General features: G+C 62.8%; 13 protein-coding genes. 2 read left to right on the top strand and 11 right to left on the bottom strand.

The annotated features are described in order from the left end of the window. Window positions 1-39: 39 nt before the first annotated feature. From lpxD to rpsB, 11 genes are all read right to left on the bottom strand, one after another. Complete coding sequence (gene lpxD, locus IB261_RS08145) at window positions 40-1,101, bottom strand: UDP-3-O-(3-hydroxymyristoyl)glucosamine N-acyltransferase (protein WP_192381937.1); 1,062 nt, start codon at window positions 1,099-1,101, stop codon at window positions 40-42. Then, window positions 1,101-1,604, bottom strand: coding sequence for an OmpH family outer membrane protein (locus IB261_RS08140; RefSeq protein ID WP_081517893.1), 504 nt, complete (start codon window positions 1,602-1,604; stop codon window positions 1,101-1,103). Before IB261_RS08140 ends, lpxD begins: the two co-directional genes overlap by 1 nt. Before the next feature lie 48 nt (window positions 1,605-1,652). Next, window positions 1,653-4,028 carry an outer membrane protein assembly factor BamA gene (bamA, locus tag IB261_RS08135; protein WP_081517892.1) on the bottom strand — a complete coding sequence of 792 codons (2,376 nt, stop codon included), beginning with the start codon at window positions 4,026-4,028 and terminating at the stop codon, window positions 1,653-1,655. A 73-nt stretch (window positions 4,029-4,101) separates the two neighbouring features. Beyond that, window positions 4,102-5,454, bottom strand: a complete 1,353-nt coding sequence (gene rseP / locus IB261_RS08130) for a sigma E protease regulator RseP (protein WP_192381935.1) — start codon at window positions 5,452-5,454, stop codon at window positions 4,102-4,104. Between the two features lie 16 nt (window positions 5,455-5,470). After that, on the bottom strand, window positions 5,471-6,661 hold the full coding sequence (gene ispC, locus IB261_RS08125) for a 1-deoxy-D-xylulose-5-phosphate reductoisomerase (protein ID WP_192381933.1): 1,191 nt from the start codon (window positions 6,659-6,661) through the stop codon (window positions 5,471-5,473). Next, entirely contained in the window at window positions 6,658-7,473 is an 816-nt protein-coding gene (locus tag IB261_RS08120) for a phosphatidate cytidylyltransferase (RefSeq protein WP_192224919.1), read from the bottom strand. Before IB261_RS08120 ends, ispC begins: the two co-directional genes overlap by 4 nt. Then, the gene (uppS, locus tag IB261_RS08115; RefSeq protein WP_192381931.1) at window positions 7,467-8,222 is read right to left on the bottom strand and encodes a polyprenyl diphosphate synthase; all 756 of its coding nucleotides are present in this window, start codon (window positions 8,220-8,222) and stop codon (window positions 7,467-7,469) included. The genes IB261_RS08120 and uppS overlap by 7 nt, the downstream gene beginning before the upstream one ends. A 16-nt stretch (window positions 8,223-8,238) precedes the next feature. Beyond that, window positions 8,239-8,796, bottom strand: coding sequence for a ribosome recycling factor (gene frr, locus IB261_RS08110; RefSeq protein WP_045210004.1), 558 nt, complete (start codon window positions 8,794-8,796; stop codon window positions 8,239-8,241). A gap of 1 nt (window position 8,797) precedes the next feature. Next, a complete protein-coding gene (gene pyrH / locus IB261_RS08105) occupies window positions 8,798-9,535 on the bottom strand; it encodes a UMP kinase (RefSeq protein WP_017521181.1) in 738 nt (245 codons plus the stop codon). A 206-nt stretch (window positions 9,536-9,741) separates the two neighbouring features. Further along, window positions 9,742-10,611 carry a translation elongation factor Ts gene (gene tsf / locus IB261_RS08100; protein ID WP_017521180.1) on the bottom strand — a complete coding sequence of 290 codons (870 nt, stop codon included), beginning with the start codon at window positions 10,609-10,611 and terminating at the stop codon, window positions 9,742-9,744. Between the two features lie 125 nt (window positions 10,612-10,736). Further along, window positions 10,737-11,477, bottom strand: coding sequence for a 30S ribosomal protein S2 (gene rpsB / locus IB261_RS08095; RefSeq protein WP_045210003.1), 741 nt, complete (start codon window positions 11,475-11,477; stop codon window positions 10,737-10,739). Window positions 11,478-11,794: 317 nt separating this feature from the next. On the opposite strand from rpsB, the gene map reads away from it, so the two are divergent. Both map and IB261_RS08085 read left to right on the top strand, forming a co-directional pair. After that, window positions 11,795-12,577, top strand: a complete 783-nt coding sequence (gene map, locus IB261_RS08090; protein ID WP_081517886.1) for a type I methionyl aminopeptidase — start codon at window positions 11,795-11,797, stop codon at window positions 12,575-12,577. A 143-nt stretch (window positions 12,578-12,720) separates the two neighbouring features. Continuing rightward, a complete protein-coding gene (locus IB261_RS08085; protein ID WP_192381929.1) occupies window positions 12,721-15,420 on the top strand; it encodes a [protein-PII] uridylyltransferase in 2,700 nt (899 codons plus the stop codon). Window positions 15,421-15,449 lie beyond the last annotated feature (29 nt).

The raw sequence follows: 15,449 nt of genomic DNA, 5'->3' as shown, positions 1-15,449 counted from the left end.
AGCCTGTTCAGAAAAGGGAAACGCCAAAAAATGCGTGGATCACGCATCTGATGGAGCGTCTCCGCTTGGGGTCACGGCGGCCACGCGCTTTTCCAGCTGCTGCAGACGACGGGCCATGTCATCCAGCTGACGAATGCGCGCGGCACTCTTCTTCCATTCAGCCGCAGGCTGCATGGCGGTACCGGACGAGTAGGAGCCCGGTTCGGTGATCGAACGGGTCACCATGGTCATCCCGGTGACGAAGACGTTGTCACAAATCTCGATGTGGCCGACCAGGCCGACACCGCCAGCAAGCATGCAGTGCTTGCCGATCTTGGCGCTGCCGGAAATCCCGCAGCAGCCGGCCATGGCAGTGTGATCACCGATCTGCACGTTGTGGGCGATCATGATCTGGTTGTCCAGCTTCACGCCATTGCCCACCAGGGTATCGGACAGCGCACCACGGTCGATGGTGGTGTTGGCCCCGATCTCGACGTCGTCACCCAGGGTCACGCCGCCAATCTGGGCGATCTTCTGCCAGATGCCCTTGTGGTTGGCGAAGCCGAAGCCCTCCCCCCCCAGCACGGCGCCGGACTGGATCACCACGCGCTTGCCAATGCGCACGTCGTGGTAGAGCGTCACGCGGGGCGCAAGCCAACCACCGTCGCCAACCACGCTGCGCGCACCGACGAAGCAGTGGGCACCGATGGTGACGTTGGCACCGATCTGCGCACCGGCCTCGATCACGGCATAGGGGCCGACACTGGCGCTCGCGTCGACCTGCGCACCTTCATCGACCACCGCAGTGGGATGAATGCCGACCGGCGCCTTGGGCTTGCGGTCGAACTGGTGGGACAGGCCGGCATAGGCCAGGTAGGGATTGGGGACGATCAGCGCATTACCGCTATAGCCTTCGGCATCGGCAGCAGTCAGCAGAATGGCGCTGGCCTGGCTGCCTTCGAGGAACTTGCGGTACTGCGGATTGGCCAGGAAGCTCAGCTGACCGGCGCCTGCGTCCTGCAGGGTAGCCAGCCCGCTGATCACCTGAGCGGGATCGCCGCGCAACTCGGCATCGAGTTGCGCAGCCAGTTCGGCGAGGGTAAAGGACAGCTCGGTCATCATCAGCGCAGTTGGTTCATGCGCTCGATGACTTGGCGGGTGATGTCGTACTGCGGCTTGACGTCGACCACGGCACCACGCTCGACCACGAGGTCATAACCACCTTTTTTGATGGTTTCCTCGACGGCCTGGTCCAGCTTCGGCTTGAGCTTCTTCAGCATGTCGCGGTCGGCGACGGCCTTGGCTTCGTTCAGCTCCTTGGACTGGAACTGGAAGTCACGGGCCTTCTGCTTGAAGTCACCTTCGGCCTTGTCGCGCTCGGAAGCGGACATCTTGCTGCCGCCGTTGACCAGCTTGTCCTGCAGGGCCTTGGCATCGGTTTCCAGGGCCTTGAGCTTGGTCAGCTGGGGGCCGAACTTCTTCTCGGCATCCACGGCGTACTGCTTGGCCGCATCCGACTCGAGGAGTGCCATCTGATAGTTGAGCACCGCGATCTTCATGTCGGCGAACGCGGGGCTCGCTGCCAAGGCGGCGGTGATCAGGACGAACTGGGTCAACTTACGCACAATGCACTCCTGCACAAAGCATGGTTGTCATTACAACGATACGGCCAATTAGAAGGTCTGCCCGAGGGAGAACTGGAAGATCTGGGTTTCGGCGTTATCCGGTTTCTTGATCGGAGTCGCCAGGCTGAAGCTCAGCGGGCCCAGAGCGGTGATCCAGGTCAGACCGACACCCGCGGACATCGCCATGTCCTGGAACTTGACGCCGTCACAGCCCTGGGTGGTGGAGATCGGGCAATCGGTGTCGAACACGTTACCGATGTCATAGAACAGCACGGTACGCAGTTGGCGCTGATCCTTCACGAACGGCAGCGGGAACAGCAGTTCGGCGCCGCCGGTGATCAGGATGTTACCACCGAAGGCTTCCGGATCCTGATCCGGGTCGGTGTAGCGGCCATCCGCGTCAGGACCGTCGCCGTTGCTGCGCGCCTTGCTCGGAGTACTGCGCGGACCAAGGGAGCTGTCCTTGAAGCCACGCACCGAGTTGAAGCCACCGGCGTAGTAGTTCTCGTAGAACGGCAGGCGATCGGTGTCGCCGTAAGCGCCGCCGTAACCGAGTTCGGTATGGAAGCGCATGGTGTAGTTTTCGGTGAGCGGCGCGAAGATCTGGCCACGGTAGTCGAGCTTGTAGAACGACAGGTCGCTGCCCGGAATAGTGGTTTCCAGCACCAGGCTCTGCGAGTGACCGCGGTTCGCCAGCACGCCCTTGTTCAGGGTCGACTCGGACCAGCCGATGGACGCCTTGAAGTTGGTGAAGCTGTCGCCTTCCTTCTCGATGAAGTCGAAGATCTCGTCGACGGTATAGGCACCGGTGTCGATGTCGTCGCGCTGCACGGTCAGGCCGTAGGTCAGGCGCGAGGTCTCACTGATCGGGTAGCCGATGCTGACGCCGGCACCCAGGCTGTTCACCGAGTAGCTGGAAACGTCGACATCGAGCTCGTCGTAGTCGGTCTTGCGGTAGAAGGCGTTGTAACCCAGGCTCACGCCGTCGACGGTCCAGTAGGGGTCGACGAAGCCGAAGTTGTAGCGTGTCTGGTAATCGGACTTGGTCAGGCCGATGCTGACCTTGTTACCGGTACCCAGGAAGTTGTTCTGGCTGATCGAGCCGCCGAGGATCAGACCGGCGCTCTGGGCGAAGCCCACGCTCGCGGTGATCGAGCCGGACGGTTGCTCTTCCACGCTGTAGTTGACGTCGACCTGGTCGTCGGTGCCCGGAACAGCCGGGGTTTCGACGTTGACTTCCTTGAAGTAGCCCAGGCGCTCGAGACGCTGCTTGGACTGGTCGATCAGGTAGGTCGAGGCCCAGCCGCCTTCCATCTGGCGCATTTCGCGACGGAGTACTTCGTCCTCGGTCTTGGTGTTGCCACGGAAGTTGATGCGGTTGACGTAGGCGCGCTTGCCCGGATCGACCACGTAGGTGATCGATACGGTCTTGTTCTCGTCGTTCGGCTCGGGAACACCGTTGACGTTGGCGAAGGTATAACCCTCGTTACCCAGGCGACGGGTGATCAGGTCGGAGGTGGTGGTCATCACCTTGCGGGAGAACACCTGCCCCTTCTTCACCAGCAGGAGCTTCTTCACTTCGTCTTCCGGCACTTTCAGGTCGCCGGAGAGCTTCACGTCGCTGACGGTGTACTTCTCGCCTTCGTTGACGTTGACGGTGATGTAGACGTGCTTCTTGTCCGGGGTAATGGACACCTGGGTGGAGGCGATATCCATGTGGATGTAGCCACGGTCCAGGTAGTACGAACGCAGACGTTCCAGGTCGCCGGAGAGCTTCTCGCGGGAGTACTTGTCGTCGTTCTTGAAGAAGGACAGCCAGTTGGTGGTCTTCAGCTCGAACAGGTCGGTCAGGTCTTCCTCGGAGAAGACGGTGTTGCCCACCACGTTGACATGGGCGATGGCCGCCACGGTGCCTTCGTTGATGTTGATCTTCAGCGCGACGCGGTTGCGCGGCTGCGGCACGACTTCGGTCTCGATCTCGGCGGAGTAGCGGCCCTGGGCCACGTACTGGCGCTGCAGCTCGTTGCGCACGCCCTCGAGGGTCGCACGCTGGAAGATTTCGCCTTCGGAGAGGCCGGACTGCTTCAGACCCTTCATCAGGTCTTCGGTGGTGATGGCCTTGTTGCCCTCGATCTCGATGCTGGAGATGGACGGACGCTCGACCACGTTGACGATCAGCACATTGCCATCACGGCTGAGCTGGATGTCCTGGAAGAAGCCGGTCTTGAACAGCGAGCGGGTCGCTTCGACCAGGCGGCGATCGTCGATCTGCTCGCCGACGTTCAGCGGCAGGGCCGCGAACACGCTGCCGGCAGACACGCGCTGCAGGCCGTTGACCCGGATATCGGAAACAGTGAAGGACTCGGCGTGAACCTGGGCGATCATCAGCGCGGAAAGGGCCGCGGGAAGCAGAAAGCGTTTCATGGAGTCCTTTTATTCCAACTGACAAATAGAGAATCTGCCGCAAAGGGCGGCAGATCCGAAAACCAACGGGCGGTTACAGTCGACTCAGATCGTTGACCAGGGCCAACAACATGACCCCGACTACCAGGCTGATGCCAATCTGCATCCCCCAAGCCTGGACCCGCTCCGACAGTGGGCGACCTCGCACCCACTCGACCATGTAGAACAGCAGATGCCCGCCATCGAGGACGGGAATCGGCAACAGGTTGAGAACCCCCAAGCTGATGCTCAGATAGGCGAGGAAATGCAGAAAATCCCCTACGCCGGACTGGGCTGAAGCGCCCGCCACTTTAGCAATGGTTATCGGCCCGCTCAAGTTTTTTACCGAGAGCTGCCCGAGCACCATTTTCTTTAGAGAATCCAGAGTTAGCAGGCTCATGGACCAGGTTCGGGAGAGCGCCTGCCCCACCGCAGCCACCGGCCCATAGCTCACTTCGCGGAGCATTTCCGGCGGCCACTGACCACCGGCGACACCCGCGCCCAGGTAGCCGGTACGGGCCTTGCCCTCCCCTTTGGCCGCCAGGGTCAGGGCAAGCTCCTCGCGCTGGCCTGCGCGCTCGATGCCGAGCGTCACCTTGCCTTCAGGCATGGCGCGGACACGCGAGACCACTTCCTGCCAATCCGTGACCGACTGACCATCCAGACTGACGAGCCGGTCACCAATCTGCAGGCCGGCAGCCTTGGCAGGTCCTTTTTCATCCAGTTCAGCGATCACCGGTGCGACAGCGGGTCGCCAGGGCTGGATTCCCAGACCACCGATGGGATCGGGATTGTCTTCGTTCTTCAGCCAGGAACTGATGCGCACCTGGTGCACGGTCGGAGCACTCGAACCCTGCTCCAGCACCGAAACGCTCAGCTCGCCGGTTTCACCGAGACGGCGCACCAGCTGCAGGTTGACGCCGCTCCAGCCGTCGACGGCCTCGCCATCCACCGCCACGACTTCCTGGCCGGACGCCAGACCGGCGATGGCCGCGGGACTGTTCGCCACCACGGAACCGATGATCGGCTTGATCTGCTGACTGCCCAGCATGGCCAGGACCCAGAAGAACAGGATGGCCAGCAGGAAGTTGGCAATCGGCCCCGCCGCAACGATGGCGATGCGCTGGAATACGGTCTTGCGATTGAAGGCGCGGTCGAGCAGCTCGGCGGGAACATCGCCTTCCCGCTCATCGAGCATCTTCACGTAGCCGCCCAGCGGAATGGCAGCGACAACGAACTCAGTGCCCTGGCGATCATGCCAGCGCACCAGCGGCGTGCCGAAGCCCACGGAGAAGCGCAGGACCTTGACCCCGCAGCGGCGGGCGACCCAGAAGTGTCCGAACTCGTGGAAGGTGACCAGTACGCCCAGGGCGACAATCAGTCCCACCACCATATAAAGGGCGCTCATCGCTACCTCCTCGGGCTCAATGCCCGCGCTCCTGCAACCACGCCTGTGCGGCGCCGCGTGCACGCTGGTCGGCCGCCAGCACCGCATCGAGCGATTCGACCGGTGTGCGCGCCTCGCAGTTCAGCACTTCGTCGATGATAACCGGGATATCCGTGAAGCGGATGCGCCGCTCGAGGAACGCCGCGACGGCCACCTCGTTCGCCGCATTGAGCATCGCAGGCACGCTACCACCCGCCTCGGCGGCCTGCCGCGCCAGGCGCAGACAGGGGAAACGCTGCTCATCGGGCGCACTGAAGTCCAGGCGAGCGATGGAGAACAGGTCCAGCGGCGAGACACCGGAGTCGATTCGCTGCGGCCAGGCCAGGGCGTGGGCGATGGGGGTCCGCATATCCGGATTGCCCAACTGTGCGAGCACCGAGCCATCGACGTAGTCCACCAGGGAGTGGATCACGCTCTGAGGGTGGATCACCACCTCGACCTTTGACGGCGCGGCATCGAACAGCCAGCAAGCCTCGATCAGCTCCAGGCCCTTATTCATCATGCTGGCCGAATCGACGGAAATCTTCCGCCCCATCGACCAGTTGGGGTGTGCGCAAGCCTGCTCCGGGGAAACCCGGGCCAACTGCTCCAGCGGCGTTTCGCGGAACGGGCCACCCGAGGCCGTCAGCAGGATACGACGAACACCGACCTCACCCAGGCCGCGAGCGTAGTCCGCCGGCATGCACTGGAAGATCGCATTGTGCTCGCTGTCGATGGGCAGCAGGACGGCGCCGCTGGCTCGCACCGCATCCATGAACAGGGCGCCGGACATCACCAACGCTTCTTTATTGGCCAGCAAGACCCGCTTGCCAGCCTCGACGGCTGCCAGAGTAGGTTTCAGACCCGCAGCGCCAACGATGGCCGCCATCACCGCGTCCACTTCCGGATGAGCGGAAATCTCGCAAAGACCGGCCTCGCCGACCAGCACCCGGACCTCGAGCCCCGCAGAGCCCAGGCGATCCTGCAAGGCACGCGCCTGCTCAGCCTCCGGCACGACGACGAAGCGCGGCTGGTGGCGCAGGCAAAGCGCCTCGAGCTCAGCCAGGCGGGAAAAGCCGCTGAGCGCGAAGACGCGATAACGATCAGGATGACGCGCGATGACGTCGAGGGTACTGAGGCCGATCGACCCGGTCGCCCCCAGCACGGTAATCCACTGCGGATGACTCACGGCGTACCCCAGCCCACGGCCCAAAGCAGCGCAGTGAACACCGGGATGGCTGCGGTCAGGCTGTCGATGCGGTCCAGCACGCCACCATGACCCGGCAGCAGGTTGCTGCTGTCCTTGAGCCCGGACTGGCGCTTGAACATGCTTTCGGTCAGGTCACCGATGACCGACAAGGCCACCACGATGGCCGCACACGGCAGCGCCAGCAGCAGTTCACGCACAGTCCAGTCACGGTAGATGGCGACAGCAACGGTGATCGCCAGGCACAGCGCCATGCCGCCGAAGAAGCCTTCCCAGCTCTTGCCCGGGCTGACGCGCGGGGCGAGCTTGCGCTTGCCGAAGGCCTTGCCGGAGAAGTAGGCGCCGATGTCGGCAGCCCAGACCAGCACCATCACGGCAACGATCAGCCAGTTGGACAGCGGCCATTGCTTGAGCAACACCAGCCCTTGCCAGGCCGGCAGCAGGATCAGCAGGCCGATCAGCAGGCGACGCCAACGGCCGCCCCAGCTCGACGCGCTATCCGGATAGGTCAGCACCATGACGGTCGCGAGCGCCCACCAGAGCAGTGCCAGCACCAGGACTGCACCTGCCAGCTGTGGCAACCAGGCCAATACCAGCATCAGAACGGCCACCACGGCGGCATAGCCGACGCGGGCGGGTTGTTCGTTGTAGCCCGCCAGCCGCGCCCATTCCCAGGCACCCAGGCTGACCACCAGACCGATGAACAGCGAGAACGCCGCACCATCGAGCAGGAAGAAACCACCCAGCGCGATCGGCAACAGGATCAGCGCCGTGATGATTCGTTGTTTCAACATTTCGGGGGTGCCTCGGCCTCGACCTGCTCACTGGTCTTGCCGAAACGGCGCTGACGAGAGGCGTAGTCCTGCAACGCAGCCTGCATGGCTTCGTGCTTGAAGTCGGGCCAGTAGAGATCGGAGAAATACAGCTCGGCATAAGCCAGCTGCCAGAGAAGGAAATTACTGATGCGGTGCTCGCCACCGGTACGGATGCACAGGTCGGGCAGCGGCTGGTCAGCAGTGGAGAGACAACCCTGGATCAACTCCGGAGTGATGTCCTCTGCCGCCAGATGGCCGGCCTGCACTTCACGGGCGAGACGCTGGGCCGCCTGGGTGATATCCCACTGGCCACCGTAGTTCGCCGCCACCTGCAGCAGCATGCTGCCGCCATTGGCGGTCAGCGCCTCGGCCTCGCGCATCGCCGCCTGCAAGTCAGGAGCAAAGCGACTGCGGTCGCCGATGATGCGCAGGCGGATGCCGTTGGCACTGAGCTTGCGTACCTCACGGCGCAGCGCCATGAGGAACAGCTCCATCAGCGCACCGACCTCTTCCGCCGGGCGCTGCCAGTTCTCGCTGGAAAAGGCGAACAGCGTCAGCACCTCGACGCCCGCCTCGGCGCAGGTCTTGATGACTGCACGAACGGCATCCACGCCAGCTTTGTGCCCGGCAACGCCGGGCATGAAACGTTTCTTTGCCCAGCGGTTGTTGCCGTCCATGATGATCGCCACGTGCCGAGGCACGGGCGTCACCTGCTTGGTCTTTTCCATGACGAGAGCCCGGCCGTCAAACGGCCATCAGGTCCGCTTCCTTGGCCTCGAGGGCCTTTTCGATCTCGGCGACGAACTTGTCGGTGATCTTCTGCACATCGTCACCAGCGCGGCGCTCTTCGTCCTCGCTGATTTCCTTCTCTTTCTGCAGATCCTTCAGCTGTGCCAGTGCGTCGCGGCGGATGTTGCGCACGGAAACACGGGCCTGCTCGGCCTCGGCGCGAGCCTGCTTGGTGAAGCCCTTGCGGGTCTCCTCGGTCAGCGCCGGCATCGGTACGCGAATGGTGGTACCGGCGGTCGCCGGGTTCAGGCCCAGGTCGGAGGTCATGATGGCCTTCTCGACCGCCTGGATCATGCTCTTGTCGAACACGCTCAGAGCCAGGGTACGGGAGTCTTCCACGGTGACGTTGGCCACCTGGCGCAGCGGAGTGTCGGAACCGTAGTAGGACACCATCACGCTATCCAGGATGCTCGGGTGCGCACGGCCGGTACGAATCTTGGCGAAGGCATGGCCCAGGGCTTCCAGGGTTTTGCCCATACGATCCTGCGCTTCCTTCTTGATCTCGTTGATCATCTCAATCCTCCTCGATCAGGGTGCCTTCAGCACCACCTACAACAATATTCAGCAGCGCGCCGGGCTTGTTCATGTTGAACACGCGCAGCGGCATTTTCTGGTCCCGGCACAGGCAGATGGCGGTGAGGTCCATCACACCCAGCTTGCGATCGAGCACTTCATCGTACGTCAGACGTTCGAACTTCTCGGCATTCGGGTCCTTGAACGGGTCGGCAGTGTACACGCCGTCCACCTTGGTCGCCTTGAGTACTACGTCAGCATCTATTTCGATGGCACGCAGGCAGGCGGCGGAATCGGTGGTGAAGAACGGATTGCCGGTACCGGCGGAGAAGATCACCACTTCGCCACTCTTCAGGTGACGCATGGCCTTGCGGCGGTCGTAGTGATCGGTCACGCCGACCATGGAAATGGCGGACATGACGATGGCGGTGATGTTGGAGCGTTCCAGGGCATCACGCATGGCCAGGCCGTTCATCACGGTGGCGAGCATGCCCATGTGGTCGCCGGTGACGCGATCCATGCCGGCCGCGGACAGCGCCGCGCCACGGAACAGGTTGCCACCACCGATCACCAGGCCGACCTGCACGCCGATACCGACGAGCTGGCCGATCTCCAGCGCCATGCGGTCCAGCACCTTGGGATCGATGCCGAACTCCTCGGAGCCCATCAGGGCTTCGCCGCTCAGTTTTAGAAGAATGCGTTTATAGCGAGGTTGACGAGCGCTCAGCTGCTGAGCCATGACCTTTTTCTCCTGCGGCGATTGAATGCTGTGCGCCTTGTGGGCGCTTGGCGGAAAGCTTGGACCAGCCAGCCTTACGGCGCTCTTAAACCCGCCTTGCGGGCCCGCGCCGTGGAAACCGCCCCTTTTGGTTTCCCCAGTTTGGCAAAGAGGCCGCGCGCGTTAGCGGGCAGCCTCTTGCGGGGCGACAGTCGTGAGACTGTCTATTACTGCTTGGAAGCGGCTACTTGAGCGGCAACCTCGGCAGCAAAGTCAGCTTCGACTTTCTCGATGCCTTCGCCTACTTCGAAGCGAACGAAGGAAACGATTTCGGCGCCGGCTTTCTTGGCCAGGTCACCAACCTTGACTTCCGGATCCTTGACGAACGCTTGTTCGACCAGGCTGGCTTCGGCCAGGAACTTCGAGATACGGCCTTTGACCATGTTCTCGACGATGTTTTCCGGCTTGCCAGCGATCTTGTCGGCGTTCAGAGCGAGGAAGATTTCCTTCTCTTTGGCCACGGCTTCTTCGGAAACCTGCGACGGATCGAGGAACTGCGGGTTGCTGGCAGCGACGTGCATGGCGATGTCGCGAGCCAGTTCAGCGTTGCCGCCCTTCAGGGTGACCAGAACGCCGATGCGGTGGCCGTGCAGGTAGGCGCCAACCACTTCGCCTTCGGTACGAGCCAGGCGACGGATGTTGACGTTCTCGCCGCACTTGGCGACCAGGGCTTCACGGGCCGGCTCTTGTTCCGCGATCAGCGGAGCAGCATCGGTCAGCTTCTGGGCAACCGCCTTGTCCAGGCTGGCAGCGACGAAGTTCTTGAAGTCGTCCTGCAGGGCCAGGAAGTCGGTCTGCGAGTTGACTTCGATGATGGTGGCCGATTTGCCGTCGTCAGCCACTTTGGCGGCGATGGCGCCTTCGGCGGCGATGTTGCCAGCCTTCTTGGCAGCCTTGATGGCGCCCGAAGCGCGCATGTCGTCGATGGCCTTCTCGATATCGCCTTCGGCGGCTACCAGTGCCTTCTTGCACTCCATCATGCCCTGGCCGGTACGCTCACGCAGTTCCTTGACCAGTGCTGCAGTAATTTCTGCCATTTCGAAATCCTCTTGAGTTGTTCTCAAAACCAGATCGCCCGGATACCCGGGCGGAATTCTCAGGGTGGCAAAAAGGGGGCCTAGCCCCCTTCCTGCTCACCGTAGGACGTCTGGACGTCCTGGAATCAGCCTTCGGCGGATTCGGCCGGTGCTTCTTCGACGAACTCGTCAGCAGTCACGCCGCCGGCATTCTTGCCGCGCAGGACGGCTTCAGCCATCGAGCCCAGGTACAGCTGCACGGCGCGGATGGCGTCGTCGTTACCCGGGATAACATAGTCAACGCCTTCCGGGCTGCTGTTGGTATCGACGATGCCGATAACCGGGATGCCCAGCTTGTTGGCTTCGGTGATAGCAATGCGCTCGTGGTCAACGTCGATCACGAACAGAGCGTCCGGCAGGCCGCCCATGTCCTTGATGCCGCCCAGGCTGCGATCCAGTTTTTCCAGATCACGGGAGCGCATCAGAGCTTCTTTCTTGGTCAGTTTGGCGAAGGTGCCGTCCTGGGACTGCACTTCCAGCTCGCGCAGACGCTTGATCGACTGACGGATGGTCTTGTAGTTGGTGAGCATGCCGCCCAGCCAACGGTGGTCGACGTACGGCATGCCGCAACGGGCAGCTTCTTCGCGAACGATCTTGCCGGCGGAACGCTTGGTGCCGACGAACAGGATCTTGTTCTTGCCCTGGGCCAGGCGCTCAACGAAGGTCAGAGCCTCGTTGAACATCGGCAGGGTTTTTTCGAGGTTGATGATGTGGATCTTGTTACGCGCGCCGAAAATGAACTTGCCCATTTTCGGGTTCCAGTAACGGGTCTGGTGGCCGAAGTGCACACCGGCCTTCAGCATATCGCGCATATTGACTTGGGACATGATAGTTCCTCGATAAGTCGGGTTAGGCCTCCATGCATCCCAACGGCCAACCCTCCGACTGTGTCGAAAGGCACCCAGGCCATCGTGTCGATGCATGTGTGGGTTAATGCCCCGAAATGGCCGTAGCCTTCAGAGCGGGGCGCTTTATACCACAACCATGGCCAGAACAAAACCCGAAAGGACGCCCGGCACCTCTCCCGCCGCCTCGCCTGAGCAGCCCCTCGGCCGCCTGCCCTTAATAGAAAGGCGCCAAATCTGATAGACTTGCGTATTCCTCTCATTTACCCGCGCGTACGCAGCGCCTGAAGAGAAGTCGCATGACCGTCACCATCAAGACGCCCGAAGACATCGAGAAAATGCGCGTCGCCGGCCGTCTGGCCGCCGAAGTGCTGGAAATGATCGGCGAACACGTCAAGCCCGGCGTCACCACCGACGAACTGGACCGCATCTGCCACGACTACATCGTCAATGTGCAGAAGGCCATTCCCGCGCCGCTGAACTACAAGGGCTTCCCCAAGTCCATCTGCACCTCGATCAACCACGTGGTGTGCCACGGCATCCCCAACGAGAAGCCGCTCAAGGAAGGTGACATCGTCAATATCGACGTCACTGTGATCAAGGACGGCTACCACGGCGACACCAGCAAGATGTTCTCCGTGGGCAAGACCCCGGAATGGGCAGATCGCCTGTGCCAGATCACCCAGGAATGCATGTACAAGGGCATCGACGTGGTCAAGCCGGGCGCGCGCCTGGGTGACATCGGCGAAGTGATCCAGAAGTACGCCGAGAAGAACGGCTTCTCCGTGGTGCGCGAGTACTGCGGCCACGGCATCGGCCAGGTGTTCCACGAAGAGCCCCAGGTGCTGCATTACGGCCGCGCCGGCACCGGCCTGGAGCTCAAGGAAGGCATGATCTTCACCATCGAGCCGATGATCAACCAGGGCCGCCCGGAAACCCGTTTGCTGGGCGACGGCTGGACCGCCATCACCAAGGACCGCAAGCTGTCCGCACAGTGGGAGCACACCGTGCTGGTCACCGCCGACGGCTACGAGATCCTGACCCTGCGTAACGACGAAAGCTTCCCGCGCACCTCGGCCTGAGGCGCGGTTTGCAATCTCGCCGACGGCTGGGTAGAACATAGAAATCCCGGCCCGGCACAGCCATCGGGCCTTGCGCCATGCGCACAGGCCCGGTTGCCCTCTTGCCCCTGCCCTCCCCTAAGCCATTGATCAGGAAGGCCGCCATGCCGCAGGTGGATCCCGAGTTGTTCGACCGTGGGCAGTTCCAGGCGGAACTGGCCCTCAAATCCAGCCCCATCGCCGCCTTCAAGAAGGCCATTCGTCAGGCCAACGAGGTGCTCGACGCCCGCTTCAATGGCGGCCGCGACATCCGCCGTCTGATCGAGGACCGCGCCTGGTTCGTCGACCAGATCCTGCAGCAGGCCTGGAACCGCTTCGACTGGGGCGACGACGCCGACATCGCGCTGGTTGCCGTGGGCGGCTACGGGCGCGGCGAATTGCACCCGCATTCGGACATCGACCTGCTGATCCTGCTCGACAGCGAGGACCAGGAAAGCTTCCGCGAGCCGATCGAGGGCTTCCTCACCCTGCTCTGGGACATCGGCCTGGAAGTGGGCCAGAGCGTGCGCTCGGTGGCCGAGTGCGCCGAGGAAGCGCGCGCCGACCTGACGGTGGTCACCAACCTGATGGAATGCCGGACCATCTCCGGCCCGGACAGCCTGCGCCTGCGCATGCTCGAAGCCACCAGCACGAAACAGATGTGGCCCAGCGGGCAGTTCTACCTGGCCAAGCGCAAGGAACAGATTCACCGCCACACCAAATACAACGACACCGAATACAACCTCGAACCCAACGTGAAGGGTTCGCCCGGCGGTCTGCGCGACATCCAGACACTGCTCTGGGTCGCCCGCCGCCACTTCGGCAGCCTCAACCTGCATGCCCTGGTCCGCGAAGGCTTCCTGGTGGAAAGCGAATGCGCGGTGCTTGCCTCCAGCCAGGAATTCCTCTGGAAGGTCCGCTACGCCCTGCACATGCTCGCTGGCCGCGCCGAAGACCGTCTGCTGTTCGACCATCAGCGGCGCATCGCCGGGCTGCTCGGCTATGAAGGCAACGACGCCAAGCTGGCCGTCGAGCGCTTCATGCAGAAGTATTACCGCGTGGTGATGGCCGTTTCCGAACTGAACGACCTGATCACCCAGCACTTCGAGGAAGTGATCCTGCGGGCCGGCGAGAACGGCCAGATCCAGTCGCTCAACAGCCGTTTCCAGCTGCGCGACGGCTACCTGGAGGTCACTCACGCCAACGTCTTCAAGCGCACCCCGTTCGCCCTCCTGGAAATCTTCGTCCTGCTGGCCCAGCACCCGGAGATCAAGGGCGTGCGCGCCGATACCATCCGCCTGCTGCGCGACAGCCGGCACCTGATCGACGACGACTTCCGCCACGACATCCGCAACACCAGCCTGTTCATCGAGCTGTTCAAGTGTCAGGAAGGCATCCACCGCAACCTGCGGCGAATGAACCGCTACGGCATTCTTGGCCGCTACCTGCCGGAATTCGGCCTGATCGTCGGGCAGATGCAGCACGACCTGTTCCACATCTATACGGTCGACGCGCACACCCTCAACCTGATCAAGCACCTGCGCAAGCTGCGCCGCCCGGACATGGCGGAGAAATATCCGCTGGCCAGCAAGATCATGGAGCGCCTGCCCAAGCCCGAGCTGATCTACATCGCCGGCCTCTACCACGACATCGCCAAGGGCCGCGGCGGCGATCACTCGGAACTGGGCGCGGTTGACGCCGAGCACTTCTGCCAGCGCCACCAGCTGCCGCCGTGGGACACCAACCTGGTGTCCTGGCTGGTGCAGAACCACCTGATCATGTCGACCACGGCCCAGCGCAAGGACCTGTCCGACCCGCAGGTGATCTACGACTTCGCCCAGCTGATGGGCAACCAGACCTACCTGGACTACCTCTACGTGCTCACCGTGGCCGACATCAACGCCACCAACCCGACGCTGTGGAACTCCTGGCGCGCCAGCCTGCTGCGCCAGCTCTACACCGAGACCAAGCGCGCACTGCGGCGCGGCCTGGAGAACCCGGTGGACCGCGAGGAGCAGATTCGCCAGACGCAGAGCGCGGCCATCGACATCCTGGTGCGCGGCGGCATCGACCAGGACGATGCCGAGCAGCTCTGGAGCCAGCTGGGCGACGACTACTTCCTGCGCCACAGCGCCGCCGACGTGGCGTGGCACACCGAAGCCATCCTCCAGCACCCGGACGACGGCACCCCGCTGGTGCTGATCAAGGAAACCGCCCAGCGCGAATTCGAGGGCGGCACGCAGATATTCATCTACGCCGGTGACCAGCACGACTTCTTCGCCGTGACCGTGGCGGCGATGGACCAGCTCAACCTGAACATTCAGGACGCGCGGATCATCACTTCCACCAGCCTGTTCACCCTCGACACCTACATAGTGCTCGATGCCGATGGCGGCTCGATAGGCAATAATCCCAGCCGGGTCGAGGAAATTCGCGAGGGTCTGGTCAACGCCCTGAAAGACCCGGACGAGTATCCGACCATCATCCAGCGCCGCGTGCCGCGCCAGCTCAAGCACTTTGCCTTCAACCCGCAGGTGACCATCTCCACCGACGCGGCCCGCCAGGTCAGCGTGCTGGAAGTCACCGCGCCCGATCGCCCCGGCCTGCTGGCGCGCATCGGCGGGCTGTTCCTGGACTTCGACCTGTCGGTACAGAACGCCAAGATCGCCACCCTGGGCGAGCGCGTGGAGGACGTGTTCTTCGTCACCGATGCGCACAACCAGCCGCTCTCCGACCCGGAGCTGTGCAAGCGCATCCAGACGGCCCTGGTGGACATCCTCTCGGATGGCGGCCAGCCGAGCATGCCGGTGCGCATCAGCATCTAGCCCCCATTCAGTCAGAATCAGTCGTCAGA

The sequence above is a fragment of the Pseudomonas sp. PDM20 genome (genome assembly GCF_014852575.3).
Classification (GTDB): domain Bacteria; phylum Pseudomonadota; class Gammaproteobacteria; order Pseudomonadales; family Pseudomonadaceae; genus Pseudomonas.
This window is presented reverse-complemented; position numbering and strand designations above follow the sequence as displayed.

Coding starts and splice junctions, on each gene's coding strand:
- rpsB (WP_045210003.1), bottom strand. CDS start 11,477: ATGTCCCAAGTCAATATGCGCGATATGCTGAAGGCCGGTGTGCACTTC.
- uppS (WP_192381931.1), bottom strand. CDS start 8,222: ATGGAAAAGACCAAGCAGGTGACGCCCGTGCCTCGGCACGTGGCGATC.
- pyrH (WP_017521181.1), bottom strand. CDS start 9,535: ATGGCTCAGCAGCTGAGCGCTCGTCAACCTCGCTATAAACGCATTCTT.
- IB261_RS08085 (WP_192381929.1), top strand. CDS start 12,721: ATGCCGCAGGTGGATCCCGAGTTGTTCGACCGTGGGCAGTTCCAGGCG.
- lpxD (WP_192381937.1), bottom strand. CDS start 1,101: ATGATGACCGAGCTGTCCTTTACCCTCGCCGAACTGGCTGCGCAACTC.
- frr (WP_045210004.1), bottom strand. CDS start 8,796: ATGATCAACGAGATCAAGAAGGAAGCGCAGGATCGTATGGGCAAAACC.
- rseP (WP_192381935.1), bottom strand. CDS start 5,454: ATGAGCGCCCTTTATATGGTGGTGGGACTGATTGTCGCCCTGGGCGTA.
- tsf (WP_017521180.1), bottom strand. CDS start 10,611: ATGGCAGAAATTACTGCAGCACTGGTCAAGGAACTGCGTGAGCGTACC.
- bamA (WP_081517892.1), bottom strand. CDS start 4,028: ATGAAACGCTTTCTGCTTCCCGCGGCCCTTTCCGCGCTGATGATCGCC.
- IB261_RS08120 (WP_192224919.1), bottom strand. CDS start 7,473: ATGTTGAAACAACGAATCATCACGGCGCTGATCCTGTTGCCGATCGCG.
- map (WP_081517886.1), top strand. CDS start 11,795: ATGACCGTCACCATCAAGACGCCCGAAGACATCGAGAAAATGCGCGTC.